At 72.9% G+C, this 13124-nt stretch carries 9 protein-coding genes; 4 read left to right on the plus strand and 5 right to left on the minus strand.

All coding sequences use genetic code 11. The features are described 5' to 3' along the window. Nucleotides 1-74 precede the first annotated feature (74 nt). Nucleotides 75-500, minus strand: a complete 426-nt coding sequence (locus P1K89_RS06220; protein WP_284615512.1) for a helix-turn-helix domain-containing protein — start codon at nt 498-500, stop codon at nt 75-77. A gap of 95 nt (nt 501-595) precedes the next feature. On the opposite strand from P1K89_RS06220, the gene P1K89_RS06225 reads away from it, so the two are divergent. Then, nucleotides 596-1465 carry a PEP-CTERM sorting domain-containing protein gene (locus P1K89_RS06225; protein ID WP_284615513.1) on the plus strand — a complete coding sequence of 290 codons (870 nt, stop codon included), beginning with the start codon at nt 596-598 and terminating at the stop codon, nt 1463-1465. Here P1K89_RS06225 and P1K89_RS06230 read toward each other — a convergent pair. After that, nucleotides 1452-1658: a dodecin gene (locus P1K89_RS06230; RefSeq protein ID WP_284615514.1), complete on the minus strand. Its 207-nt coding sequence runs from the start codon at nt 1656-1658 to the stop codon at nt 1452-1454. The two genes, P1K89_RS06225 and P1K89_RS06230, sit on opposite strands and share 14 nt — an antisense overlap. A gap of 130 nt (nt 1659-1788) precedes the next feature. On the opposite strand from P1K89_RS06230, the gene P1K89_RS06235 reads away from it, so the two are divergent. Continuing rightward, on the plus strand, nt 1789-2451 hold the full coding sequence (locus P1K89_RS06235; protein ID WP_284615515.1) for an HD domain-containing protein: 663 nt from the start codon (nt 1789-1791) through the stop codon (nt 2449-2451). Nucleotides 2452-2463: 12 nt separating this feature from the next. On the opposite strand, the gene P1K89_RS06240 is transcribed toward P1K89_RS06235, so the two are convergent. The 3 genes from P1K89_RS06240 to P1K89_RS06250 all read right to left on the minus strand — a co-directional run bounded on the left by P1K89_RS06240 (nt 2464) and on the right by P1K89_RS06250 (nt 10469). Further along, a complete protein-coding gene (locus tag P1K89_RS06240) occupies nt 2464-3441 on the minus strand; it encodes a response regulator transcription factor (RefSeq protein WP_284615516.1) in 978 nt (325 codons plus the stop codon). Next, nucleotides 3434-6919, minus strand: a complete 3486-nt coding sequence (locus P1K89_RS06245; RefSeq protein WP_284615517.1) for an ATP-binding protein — start codon at nt 6917-6919, stop codon at nt 3434-3436. Before P1K89_RS06245 ends, P1K89_RS06240 begins: the two co-directional genes overlap by 8 nt. 127 nt (nt 6920-7046) lie before the next feature. Continuing rightward, nucleotides 7047-10469 (minus strand): hypothetical protein, encoded by a 3423-nt coding sequence (locus P1K89_RS06250; protein WP_284615518.1) that lies wholly within the window; start codon nt 10467-10469, stop codon nt 7047-7049. A gap of 150 nt (nt 10470-10619) precedes the next feature. Here P1K89_RS06250 and P1K89_RS06255 point away from each other — a divergent pair, with 150 nt between their 5' ends. Together P1K89_RS06255 and P1K89_RS06260 are read left to right on the plus strand one after the other, a co-directional pair. Further along, nucleotides 10620-11972, plus strand: a complete 1353-nt coding sequence (locus tag P1K89_RS06255; protein ID WP_284615519.1) for a GH1 family beta-glucosidase — start codon at nt 10620-10622, stop codon at nt 11970-11972. Between the two features lie 8 nt (nt 11973-11980). After that, nucleotides 11981-13087 carry a LacI family DNA-binding transcriptional regulator gene (locus P1K89_RS06260; protein WP_284615520.1) on the plus strand — a complete coding sequence of 369 codons (1107 nt, stop codon included), beginning with the start codon at nt 11981-11983 and terminating at the stop codon, nt 13085-13087. The last annotated feature ends 37 nt before the right edge of the window (nt 13088-13124 follow it).

A 13124-nucleotide genomic window follows, 5' to 3' on the forward strand; every position in this document is an offset into this window, starting at 1 on the left:
ACCGCGGGCCGTGTGCCGGCCCGCCCCGAACGCCAGATCGCGCGTCGCGATGCCGGCAGCGGCACGGACGCGCATCAACCCGGGCGGCGCAGCAGGCGCTGGCTCTGGCGCAGGCTGATGTGCACGCCGAAGCGGCGCTCGACGTGGGCGCGGACGAGCTTGCCGCACCAGTGGTCGTACGCCAGGCCCTGGCTGCTGGGCGGCAGCGCGAACTCGGCGCGCAGTTGCAGCAACTGCGACCGCGTCAGCCGTGCGGGGCGGCCCCTGCCGTGCGTGACGTGCAGCGACTCGCAGCCCTCCAGGCGATAGCACCGCACCCAGCGCTCGACGCTGCGGCGACTGCAGCCGAAGCACCGGGCCACGCGCGCGCACGACAGGCCTTGCGACACCAGCAGCACCGCCTGCACGTGATGAAGGAAGCGCAGGTCGTCGCCGCCGCGCAGGCAGGCGCGCAGCGCGGCGCGCAACGGCGCATCGGGAAGGGCTGCGGTGTCCGGCATCGTGCAGGTCCAGGCCGGCAAGGCTACTCCGCGCGCGGCGGGAGCGACAGCGGTTCCGTCATCGAGGCTCGACCATCCGCACGAGGGCCTGGAATATGCGTCACCGCGTTCCCATACAAGCGCGCAAGCGCAGGGAGACAGGCATGTCGACCAGATCACCCACCCTTACCGCGCTTCGACTCGCGAGCGCCGTTGCCGCGGTCGCCCTGATGGCCTCGCCCGCCCTGGGCGGCACCGCCAGCGGACGCATCACGCTGGAGAACGGCACGGATCAACTCGCCAACGACGTGCACCTCGAGCTGGAAGGCGGCCGGTTCACCGCAGCCACCACCGGCCTGATCCCCGGCATGACCGGCGGCGTCTCGCCCAAAGACTCGCACAACGCCGGCTTCGCCGGCTTCACCGCCTTTCCAGGCGAATCGGTCGACATCCACATCGACACCACGATTTCCAACAACGTCGCGCTCGACCTCAGCTACTACTGGACAAAGGACGGTGACGCGATCAAGTTCGGCACGCCCGGCAACCTGAAGAAGTACTTCCGCTTCGGCGGCGTGCTGGTCAGTCAGAGCGCAGGGGGTGCCGGGTACGACTGGGAGTTCCTCAACACCACCGACGACACGGGCCTCTCGCTGTCGAGCCTGACCTACGCGATGGTGTCCTCGACGTTCGACATCGACAACGACACGCCCGGCAGTTCGCACACGCTGTCCGACCTGGTGCTGGCACCCGGGGACGGAACCGGGTCGCTGTTCTCGGCTTTCAGTGCCGGCGCGAACGCGCTGTACCTGGCCGGAACAGCCGTCGACGACTTCGGCGCGCGCTTCGACTTCCGCTACCTGCTCCAGGTGCCGGAACCCGCGTCGCTGCCGTTGGCGGCGCTGGGCCTGGGCCTCATCGCCTGGGGCCGCAGGCCGTGGCGCCGGCGCACGGAGCCGGCGTGCCCGCCACTCACTCCAGCGTGAAGCCCACCTTCATCGTCACCTGCCAGTGCGCGACCTTGCCGTCGACGACGTGGCCGCGGGTCTCGATCACCTCGAACCAGTGGATGTTGCGCACGGTCTCGTTGGCCTTGGCGATCGCGTTGTTCACGGCATCCTCGATGCCGGTCGGCGACGATCCGGTGAGTTCGAGCAGCTTGTAGACGTGGTTGCTCATCGCGGGTCTCCTGTTGTGAAGTCGTCCGGCGGCCACCGCGCCGCGGGCTCGGCCGACGGCAGCTTAAGAGCCCCGGCGTCGCAGCGCAATGCGCGGCCACGCGGCGCGGCGCAGGTATGCTGCGACGCCTATGGCGACGCACGCGGACCCGCTCGGCCCCGACGGCTGGCAACGCGCCTGGCGCGAGGCCGGCGCGCAGCGGGTCGACGACACGCTGCGCGACGTGCTGCTCGCGAGCTACCAGGAGCCGCACCGCGGCTACCACACGCTGCAGCACCTGCGCGAATGCCTCGCGCTGCTGCCGCACCTGTCGCAGCAAGCCGAGCGCCCGGCCGAGATCGCGCTGGCGCTGTGGTTCCACGACGCCATCTACGACCCGGCGCGGCACGACAACGAGCAGCGCTCGGCCGACTGGGCCCGCTCGGCGGCGTGGGCTTGCGGCGCGCCCGACGAGGTGGCGCAGCGCCTGCATTCGCTGGTGATGGCCACGCGCCACGCCGTCGAGCCGGTCGGCGTCGATGCGGGCGTGCTGGTCGACATCGACCTCGCGATCCTCGGCGCGCCCGGCGCGCGCTTCGACGAGTACGAGCGCCAGGTGCGCACCGAGTACGCGCTGGTCGACGACCACGCGTTCCGCGCCGGCCGGCTGCGCGTGCTGCAGCAGTTCGCCGAGCGGCCGCGTCTGTATGCGACCGCTGCCGCGCACCGCCGCTTCGAGCGCGCGGCGCGCGCGAACCTGGCGCGGTCGATCGCCGCGCTGCTGGCGTTGCCGGCCGCGTCTGAAGAACGCTAGCCGGTCAGCCGGTCAGCCGATCAGCTTCAGCACCCGTGCCGCCGCCGCGGTGCGTGTCTCGACGTCCATCTTCTGCAGGATGTGCTCCATGTGCTTGGTGACGGTGCGCGGGCTCATCGCCAGGATCTCGCCGACGTCGCGGTTGGTCTTGCCCTTGGCCACCCAGTACAGCACCTCGGCCTCGCGCACCGTCAGCCCGAAGGCCTGCATCATCGCGTCGAAGGCCGCGGCATCGTCGGCTTCGGTGGCGACGATCAGCCACTCGGCCTCGTCCGGGCCGGGGCTGGGGTCGTCACCGATCAGGCTGTGCAGTTCCAGCGTCAGGCGCCGGCCGCCGCGCGCGCTGACCAGCGGCTGCGGCGCCGTGCCCGTGCCCGTGCCCGCGCCGGTCACCGCGGCCACCTGCTCGCGCAGCCAGTCGATCAACGGCACCGGGGCGGCGCTGCCGGCGCTGCCGAAGTAGTCGCGCAGCAGCGCGCGCGCGAGCGCGGTCTGCCACACCAGGCGGCCGTCGGCCGGCCGCACGACGAGCGTCGCATGGCCGAAGGCATCGAGCGCATGGCGGGCCTGGTGCTGCGCACGCGCGGTCTGCGTGTGCGCGGCAATGCGCGCGAGCACCTGGCGCGGCTCCAGCGGCTTGGTCACGTAGTCGACGCCGCCGGCGCCGAAGGCCGCGAGCACGTGTTCGGTCTCGGTCAGGGCGGTCATGAAGATGATCGGGATCGCCGCGGTCTCGGGGTCGGCCTTCAGGCGCCGCGCGACCTCGAAACCGTCCATGCCCGGCATCATCGCGTCGAGCAGCACGACGTCGGGCTTCGCCTGCTGGGCCCGGGCGATCGCGCTCGGCCCGTCGCGGGCGACCAGCACCGTGTGGCCGGCTTCGTCGAGCGCGTCGTGCAGCAGCGACAGGTTGTCGGGCACGTCGTCGACGATCAGCACGAGGTCGCCGGCGCCGCGGTCCAGCGGCGGCGGGGGGTGGTGTTCAGGCATCGCTGGCCTCCTTCAGCGCGAGCGCCAGCTGCGCGGTGATCGTCTCCAGCTCGAAGCCGCGCGCCAGTGTGCGCAGGCGTTCGAGCCACGGCGCGCACTCGGGATGGTCGGCGGCCAGCGCATCGAGCTTCTTCAGGATGCCGCGCACATAGCCCAGGCGCACCAGCTCGTCGAGCGCGCGCAACGCGGCGGCGGGCGGCCGCACGGTGCTCGCCTGCGCGGTGGGCACCGCGGCCGGCACGTCGGCCGGCGCCTGCACCCATTGCAGCTGCAGGCGCCGCTCGAGCCAGCCGAGCAGCTCGTCCATGCGCACCGGCTTGACGAGGAAATCCGCCGGCGTGATGCCGAGGTCGTTCTCCAGCCCCTTGTCGTAGGCATTGGCCGAGACGATCGCCGCCGGCGCGTCGCTCAGGCCCTCGTCGCGCAGCCGCCGCAGCGTGGTCCAGCCGTCGATGCCGGGCATCGCGAGGTCGAGGAAGACCGCGTCGACCGCGGTCCCGCGCAGGGCCTGCAGGGCCTCCTCACCCGACGCCGCCTGCAGCAGCTCGAAGCCCAGCGGCGCCAGCCGGTCGATCAGCAGCCCGCGGTCGGCCTCCTCGTTGTCGACGACGAGCAGGCGGCGGCGCAGGCCGTGAAAGCCGGTCACGCGCCGCGGCGCGAGCCGGTGCCGGTGTTCGTGGCCGGCGGCGAGCTCGGGCAGGTACAGCTTGATCGAGAAGCAGGTGCCGACGCCCGGCGTCGAGCGCACGCGCAGCTCGCCGCCCATCAGCTCGGTCAGCATGCGCGCGATCGTCAGGCCCAGGCCGGTGCCGCCGGCCGACGCGAGGCCGGCCGCGGTGCCGCGCTCGAAGGGCTCGAACACGCGCTGCAGCTCGGCGTCGCCCATGCCGGGGCCGGTGTCCTCGATCTCGAAGCGCGCCATCTCGCCCGCGTAGGCGCTGCGCAGGGTCACGCGGCCGGCGCGGGTGAACTTCACCGCGTTGCCGAGCAGGTTGATCAGGATCTGCCGCAGCCGCTTCTCGTCGGCGCGCACCAGCGCCGGCAAGGTGCCGCTGCGCTGGTGCTCGAAGCCGAGGCCTCGCGCCGCGGCCTGCAGCTCGAACATGCGCGCGATCTCGTCGAGGCCCTCGGCGAAGCGCATCGGCGACGGCTCCAGCGCCAATCGCCCGCTCTCGATGCGCGCGATGTCCAGCGTGCCTTCGATCAGGCTCAGCAGGTGGTCGCCACCGCGGCGGATCACCTGCACCGCGTCGCGCCGGTGCGCCGGCACCGCGGGGTCGTCCTCCAGCAGCTGCGCGTAGCCGAGGATCGAGTTCAGCGGCGTGCGCAGCTCGTGGCTGATGGTGGTGATGTAGCGGCTCTTGGCCTGGTTCGCCGCGTCGGCCACCGCCTTGGCCTGCTGCAGCTGCGCATCGGTGCGCTGGTGCGACTGGATCTCGCGCTGCAGCGCTTCGGCCTGGTCCTGCAGCGCGCGCGTCTGGCGGCGCGATTCCTCCTGCGCCACCTGGCGGCTGCGCTGCGCGAGCACCAGCCACCAGGCGACCATGCCGGCGACGACCAATAACACCAGAAAGGCCTGGCCGTAACCCTGGCGCAGCAGCGGCGCGATGATGGCGGCCTCGTCGGGGCCGGCGGCGGTCAGCGTGCGCAGGCCCAGCAGGTACAGACCGCCCAGCAGCGCGCCCAGCAGCGGCACGCCGGCGAACATCAGCAGCAGGTAGTGCGCGAGGCCACTTTCCAGGTACGGCGCCATCGGCCGGGGCAGCAGGCGCTTGCACAGCCGCAGCCATTGCGCGGACAGCCGCGCGTCGGGCTTGCACAGGTCGTCGCAGCGCGCATCCAGCGTGCAGCACAGCGAGCAGATCGGGCCGCCGTAGGCCGGACAGCGGGCCATGTCCTCGGGTTCGTAGTCGCGTTCGCAGATGCAGCAGCGGGCCAGGCGCGGGCCTCGCAGGGTCGCGTTCAGCGCGGCGTTCAGCGGCGTGCCCTCGTCGTCGGGCAGTGCCTCGGCGCGCCGCGCGAGGTAGTAGCGCCCGCGCGTCGCCCACGCCAGCAGCGGCGACGCGAGCATCGCGGTGACCAGCGCGATCATCGCGGAGAAGGCCTGCGCCGTCGGGCCGAAGGCGCCCAGGTGCGCGGCCACCGACAGCAGCGACGCGATGCCCATCGCGCCGACGCCGACCGGGTTGATGTCGTAGAGGTTCGCACGGCGGAACTCGATGCCCGGCGGCGACAGCCCGAGCGGCTTGTTGATCACGAGGTCGGCGACGACGGCCATCATCCAGGCGATCGCGATGTTCGAGTACAGCCCCAGCACGTGGCCCAGCGCCTGGAAGACGTTCATCTCCATCAGCACCAGCGCGATCAGCGTGTTGAACACCACCCACACCACGCGCCCCGGGTGGCTGTGCGTCAGCCGCGAGAAGAAGTTGCTCCACGCCAGCGAACCCGCATAGGCGTTGGTGACGTTGATCTTCAGCTGCGAGATGACGACGAAGAGCGCCGTCGCGGCCACCGCCCAGCCGTAGTCGCTGAACACGTACTCCCAGGCCGCGAGGTACATCTGGTTCGGATCGACCGCGCGCTCCGGCGGCACCATGTGCTTGAGCGCGAGGTAGGCCAGCACCACGCCGGCCATCATCTTCGCGACCCCGACGATCACCCAGCCCGGCCCGCCGAGCAGCGTGCCGAACCACCAGCGCGCCGCATTGGCCTTGGTCTTCTCGGGCATGAAGCGCAGGTAGTCGACCTGCTCGCCCATCTGCGTGATCAGCGCGATGCCCACCGTCAGCGCGGCGCCGAAGGCATGCAGGTCGAAGCCGGCGAAGTGGCCCGAGACACCCCCGAAGCTCGTCAGCCCGGTCAGTTCGTCCGGGCTCTTCCACAGCACGAAGGCGAAGGGCAGCACCAGCAGCACCAGCCACAGCGGCTGCGTCCACACCTGCAGCCGGCTGATCGCGGTGACGCCGTGCGTGACCAGCGGAATCACCACCAGCGCGCAGAGGCCGTAGCCCCAGGCCGGCGGGATGTCGAAGGCCAGCTCCAGCGCATAGGCCATCACCGCCGCTTCGAGCGCGAAGAAGATGAAGGTGAAGCTGGCGTAGATCAGCGAGGTGATCGTCGAGCCCAGGTAGCCGAAGCCGGCGCCGCGCGTCAGCAGGTCCATGTCGACGCCATGGCGCGCGGCATAGACGCTGATCGGCAGCCCGGCGAGGAAGATGATCAGCCCGGTGGCGATGATCGCCAGCGCCGCGTTGCTGAAGCCGTGCTGCACCAGCAAGGTCGCGCCGACCGCCTCGAGGATCAGGAAGGACGCGGCGCCGAACGCGGTGTTCGCCACCCGCCATTCGCTCCACTTGCGAAAGGTGCGCGGCGTGAAGCGCAGCGCGTAGTCCTCCATCGTCTCGCGCGCGACCCAGCTGTTGTAGTCGCGGCGGAAGGTGATGACGCGCTGCGGGGCGGCGGTGGCGGGGGGCATCGAGGACACGGCAGGGCTGCGATCAAGAAACGCACCAAGCTGGGCGTCTGGTTCGCGCCCCGGAATCGATGCATCGTGGTGCGCGAGGCACCATCGCGGCGCATCGGCGCACCGCCAGCGGTCGTTTTCAGCCGAGCGTGATCTCGAGCCGGTTGTCGCGCGGTCGCAGCGCGTCCTGCCAGTCGGCCATCGCCACGTCGACCCCCGGCGCCCGGTAGCGGTTCGATCCCGGCGTGATCGGCAGCGGCCGGCCGTTCAGCACCACGCCGAGCGGGCCATGGCCGCGCGGCCCGACGCGGTAGCGCACCTGCAGCGCGATGCCGGCCAGCGGCAGCCGCACGTCCAGCCGGTCGAGCGCCGGCGGCAGCACCGGGTCGATGTGCAGCCGGTGCGTTTCCACCGTGAGGCCGAGCAGGCGCTGCACGACCAGCCGCCAGGCGATGCCCGCGCCGCTGCTGTAGATGCGCCAGCCGCCTTCGAGCGCGACGCCGCCCTGCCTGACCCGCGCGTAATGCGCCTGCGCCTCGACGCGGTCGGCGAAGGCTGCGTCGCTGCTCGAGTAGTAGCAGTTGCGCTGGCGTGGCGCGGCGCTGGGCACCAGCGCCTCCAACCCGATGGGGTTGGCCAGCCGCAGCGCGTGCAGCAGGGCGTCGCCACGGCCCAGCTGCGCCAGCGCCTCGGCCCAGCGCAGGTGCGCGTGCATGTACATCAGCCCGATCTCGCGGCCGAAGTAGCTCGCGCTCTCGCCGCGCTGGAACAGCTGCATCACGCCGCCGCGGTAGGTCAGCGGATGATCGAACAGGCGCAGCCCGTCGGGGCCGGTCAGCTCGGCCGCTATCAGCGCGGCGTGCGCGTCGGCCTGCTCGGGCGTGAACAGCTCGTCGATGATCGCGTGCACCATCGCCAGCGCGCTGTAGCGGATGCCGGTGCGCTGGTCGCGCGGATGCAGCAGCCATTGCACGCGGCCGGGGTCATCGAAGGACGCGTAGCCGGCCAGCACGCCGTCGGCGATCAGCAGGCGCTGGAAGTCCGCGCGCACCGCGTCGGCCTCGGCCTGCATCGCCGCGGCCGCGTCGGGCCGGCCCAGGCGCTGCCAGGCCTCGCGCCAGGCCGCCAGCACCTCGTGGTGCAGCGTCACCGTCCAGGCGCTGCACAGGTGCTCGCGCATCGCCGGGTCCGCCGGCTGCAGCGCGTCGTTCCAGTCGCCGTGGCCGTAGGCGGCCAGCGCGGTGCCGTCGATGCGGCGGCGGTTGATCACCGCGAACGCGCGCTCGACATGCACGCGCAGCGGCGCCCGCTCGGCGGCGCTGCCGGCGGCCGCGTGGAAGGGCAGCACGACGTCGAGCAGCGCGGCATCGCCGGTCGCCGCCAGGTGCCGGGCCAGCGCCAGCAGCGGCCAGAACACGATGTCGCCGTGCGAATCACCGGCCCGCACGGCGGCATCGCGTTCGAAGAACATGAACCACTGCGGCCAGTCGCCGTCGGTGTTCTGGGCCGCGAACACGCGCCGCAGCAGGTCGGCGATCACCTCGTGGCGGCCGAGCGCGCGCAGCCATTCCACCGGCCCCTGGCAGACGTCGCGCGTGCCCCAGCCGCCGCCGGAGAACTGCTCGAGCCCGCGCGGCGACAGGTAGTGCACCAGCGCGTTGTGCGTGAGCCAGGGCAGCCAGTCGGCCAGCTGCCGCACCGCCTGCGCGGCGGCGCCGCGGCCGGGCGGCCGCAGCACGAGGTCCGCGCCGGGCGGCGCCGCGTCGGCCGGCAGCGACAGCGGCCGCGCATCGATCAGCGCCGCCTCGTAGTCGAGCACGATCGCCGGCGCCGCGTCGAAGCGCAGGCACAGCACCGGCTGCTCGCGGCTGCGGCCATCGCCGTACAGCCGTTCGTCGCCGCCGACGTCGGACCAGCGCGAGTCGCCGATCGCGCGGATCACCAGGCCACCGGCCGGGAACCGTTCAGCCATCGTGCTGCCGGGCGGCGCCTCGACGCGCAGCGTGGCATCGTCGAGCGCGCGCCATGCCACGCGGCCGCGCGCCAGTCCGTCGTCGTCACCCAGCGCGATGTGGTGCAGCAGCAGCAGGCGCGGCCGCAGCGGGCCGTCGACCTCGATGCGCAGCCGCTGGCAGGCCGGCCGCGCGTCGGCGCTGGTGGTGATGCGCAGCACGCCGCGGCCATGGCGGTACAGCCACTGCGCCTGCTGCGGCTGCACGCCCCAGGCCGATGGCAGCTCCAGCCGGCGCCAGCCGTCGCCGAAGTCGGCCAGCATGCGCAGTCCGAATCCGCGCTGCAGGCCGAGGTAGCCGCGCTGCGTCGACAGCAGGCGGTTGGCGCTGGCATGGCCCTGCGTGAAGCTGCTCTGGAACACGCCCGCCATCCACACCGTGCCGGCGACCGCCGCTTCATCGGGCACCGTGTGGTGGCCGCTGCGCAGCAGGTGGCCATGCGGGCGCAGCACCGCGGCGTCCTTCGCCGGCAGCACGACGTGCGTGGCCTCGCCGCAGAAGAACGACAGCAGCCGGCCGCCGGCATCGCGCTCGACATGGCGCCAGCCGCTGCCGAAGCAGCGGCGCAGCAGCGCCTCGCCGGCGGCGGGTGCGTCGAGCGGCGGCGCGCTCAGCAGCAGGCTGGGCGGCTCCGGCGCGGCCACCGGTGCGCCCTCGGGCGGCGTCCACTGCGCCTCGGGCAGCGCCAGCACCTGGTCGACGCGGCCCAGGTCGGCCGGTCCGCTCGGCGCCGCATGGTCGGCCTCGAACCAGCCGAAGAAGCCGTGCCGCGCCGCTTCACCCGGCTGCAGCGTGAAGCGGTGGGTCTGCAGCGCGACCAGGCTGTGCTCGTGCTGCAGGCGGCGGCTCGGCAGCACGGCCGGCAGCGCGTCGGCCGGCAGCCCGTGGCGGCGGTCGGCGCCGGCGAGCTGCAGCGCATCGGTGGCGTAGGCCGCGGCCTCGCCGAGGCAGCCGCTCAGCAGCCACGGGCAGCGGCCGTCGACCGGCGCGTTCTGCCGCGACGCCACCAGCCAGCCGTGGCGCTCGTGCGCGATCGGCTGGTGGTCGATGTACTGGCTGACGTAGGCCTCGTTCAGCCGCACCGCCGGCCAGCGCGCCAGCGCGACGTCCTGCAGGTAGACGAGGTCGAGGCTGCACGGGCTCTCGCCCTGATGGTCGATGGCCAGGTGCCAGAACCAGGCGGTGGCCGCGCGGGCCGGCACCAGCTCGAGGCGCAGGCGCAGGCCCTGCCAGCGGCCTTCGCGCCAGCGCCGCCCGGCGTCGCCGGCGCCCTCGCCCTGATCACCGCCCGCGCCGCCGCCGAACCAGCGCAGCGGCGCCAACGGGCCGCACAGCGGCAGCGCCTCGAAGCGGCCGTCGGGCGCGAAGCGGCGCAGCACCAGGCCGGCCGGGCCGGGCTCGAGCTCGGTGCCGGCGAACAGGTTGATGTTCACGTCGCCGACGGCCAGCCGGTGCAGCCCGCCATGGGCGTTCAGCTCGGCCCGGAATCCACCGGCGCGGGCCAGCCAGGGTCGTGCGGGCACGGCGCCGGGGTCGACGGAATCGCTCATCGACGGGAATGTAATCGGTTTCAGCCGACGCTTGAAGCGGACCCTGCCAGGGCTTTCGAGGTGGGCTCGATTCTCCGCATTTACCCTCGAAACATTTCCGGCATCGGTCCCTATCATGTTGTGAGAACGTTTTCACAACGCCCCGCCCCGATGCCCGACACCGTCTTCCCGCCCGGCTTCCTGTGGGGCGCCGCGACCTCGGCCTACCAGGTCGAAGGCTCGCCGCTGGCCGATGGCGCGGGCATCAGCAACTGGCACCGCTTCGCGCACACGCCGGGGCGCATCGCCGGCGGCGACACCGGCGACATCGCCTGCGACCACTACCGCCGCATGCCCGAGGACGTCGCGCTGATGCGCACGCTGGGGCTGAACGCGTACCGCTTCTCGGTGGCCTGGTCGCGCGTGCTGCCCGAAGGCCGCGGCCGCTTGAATGCCGCCGGGCTCGGCTTCTACGAGCGCCTGGTCGATCAGCTGCTCGGCGCCGGCATCACGCCGATGCTGACGCTTCACCACTGGGACCTGCCGGCCGCACTGGACGACCGCGGCGGCTGGCTGAATCCCGACAGCGCCGACTGGTTCGCCGACTACGCGGCGCTGGTGGGCCGTGCGCTGGGCGACCGCGTCGCGCTGTGGACGACGCTCAACGAACCCTGGGTCATCGCCGACGGCGGCTTCATGCACGGCGTGCTCGCGCCGGGCCACCGCTCGGCCTGGGAAGCGGCGCTGGTCGCGCAGCGCCTGCTCTGCGCGCACGGCCGCGGCGTGCAGGCGCTGCGCGCCGAATGCAGCGGGCCGCAGCACCGCATCGGCCTGGTGGTCAACATCGAGCCCAAGCGCGCCGCCAGCGATCACCCGGCCGACCGCGCCGCCTGCGAACGCGCGCACGCCTACATGAACCGGCAGTACCTGGACCCGGTGCTGCGCGGCGAACGGCCAGCCGAGCTGGCCGCGCTGTTCGGCCCGGCGTGGCCGGCCTGCAGCGACGAGGACATCGCGCTGATGCGCACGCCGATCGACTGGGTCGGCATCAACTACTACACCCGCGGCGTGATGGCGCACGACGAGACCACCTGGCCGCTGCAGGCGCGCCACGTGCGCCAGCCCGGCGCCACCTACACCGAGACCGGCTGGGAGGTGCATGCGCGCGCGCTGACCGAGACGCTGCTGTGGGTGCGCGAGCGCTACGGCGACATCCCGCAGTACGTCACCGAGAACGGCGCGGCGTTCTACGACCCGCCGGTCGCCGGCCCGGACGGCATCGCCGACCCGCTGCGCCTGCAGTACCTGCGCGATCACCTCGGCGCGGTCGCCGACGCGATCCGCGCCGGCGTCGACCTGCGCGGCTACTTCGCCTGGTCGCTGCTGGACAACCTGGAATGGGCGCACGGCTACGCGAAGCGCTTCGGCATCGTGCACGTCGACTTCGCGACCGGACGGCGCACGCCGAAGGCCAGCGCGCGCTGGTATGCGAAGGCGATCGCGCGCCACGGCGCGGGGCTGTAGGACACACGATGGCCACCCGCACCGTTGCCCGCCCCGCCCCGCGCAGCCCCGCTCGCAGCACCCGGCGTGCGCAGCCCGCGCTCGCGCCGGCGGGCCCGGGCGCCGACTCCGCCGCGGCGCCGGCGACCATCCGCGACGTCGCACGCCAGGCCGGCGTCTCGGTGGCCACCGTCTCGCGCGTGGTCAACGCCGCATCGAACGTCACGCCCGAGACGCGCGAACGGGTCAACGCCGCGGCCGCCGCGCTGCGCTTCACGCCGTCGTCGGCCGCGCGCAGCCTGATCACGCGCCGCACCCAGACCATCGGCGCGCTGCTGCCCGATCTCTACGGCGAATACTTCTCCGAGCTGATCCGCGGCATCGACCTGAAGGCGCGCGCGCGCGGCCTGCACCTGCTGGTCTCGAGCTCGCATGGCGACGTGCATGAGGCCGCCGCGGCGCTGCGCGCGATGCATGGCCGCGTCGACGGCCTGCTGGTGATGTCGCCGCACCTGGACAGCGCCTCGCTCGGCGCCAACCTGCCGCAGGGCGTGCCGGTGGTGCTGATCAATACCCGGCTGGCGGATGCGGGGTACTCGTCCTTCGCCGTCGACAACCACGCCGGCGCGTTCGCGATGACGCGGCACCTGGTGCAGCGTGGCCACCACCGCATCGCCTTCATCGGCGGGCCGGCCAACAACTACGAGGCCCAGGAGCGCCTGCGCGGCTACCGCAGCGCGCTGGCCGAGCTGCGGCCCGGCACGCCCGAGCTGGTGTTCGACGGCGACTTCACCGAGGAATCGGGCTGGCGTGCCGGCAGCGAGATCGCGATGCTGGCCGAGCGGCCCGACGCGGTCTTCTGCGGCAACGACATGATGGCCATCGGTTGCCTCGCCGCCTTCGCCGAGGCCGGCGTGCGGGTGCCGCAGGACATCGCGCTGGCCGGCTTCGACGACATTCCGATCGCGCGTTATGTCACGCCGCCGCTGACCACGGTGCGCGTGCGCATCGCCGACCTGGGCGGCCTGGCGCTCGAGCGCCTGGCCGGCGCGATCGACAACCCCGGCCGCAGCACCGCGCAGCACCAGACGCTGCGCGCCGAGCTGGTGGTGCGCCAGTCCTGCGGACCCGGCTGAGCCGCCCGCCCGCCGCGCGCCGTTTCCCCTTTTCTCC

The sequence above is a fragment of the Aquabacterium humicola genome, from assembly GCF_030167915.1.
Lineage (GTDB): Bacteria > Pseudomonadota > Gammaproteobacteria > Burkholderiales > Burkholderiaceae_C > Pseudaquabacterium > Pseudaquabacterium humicola.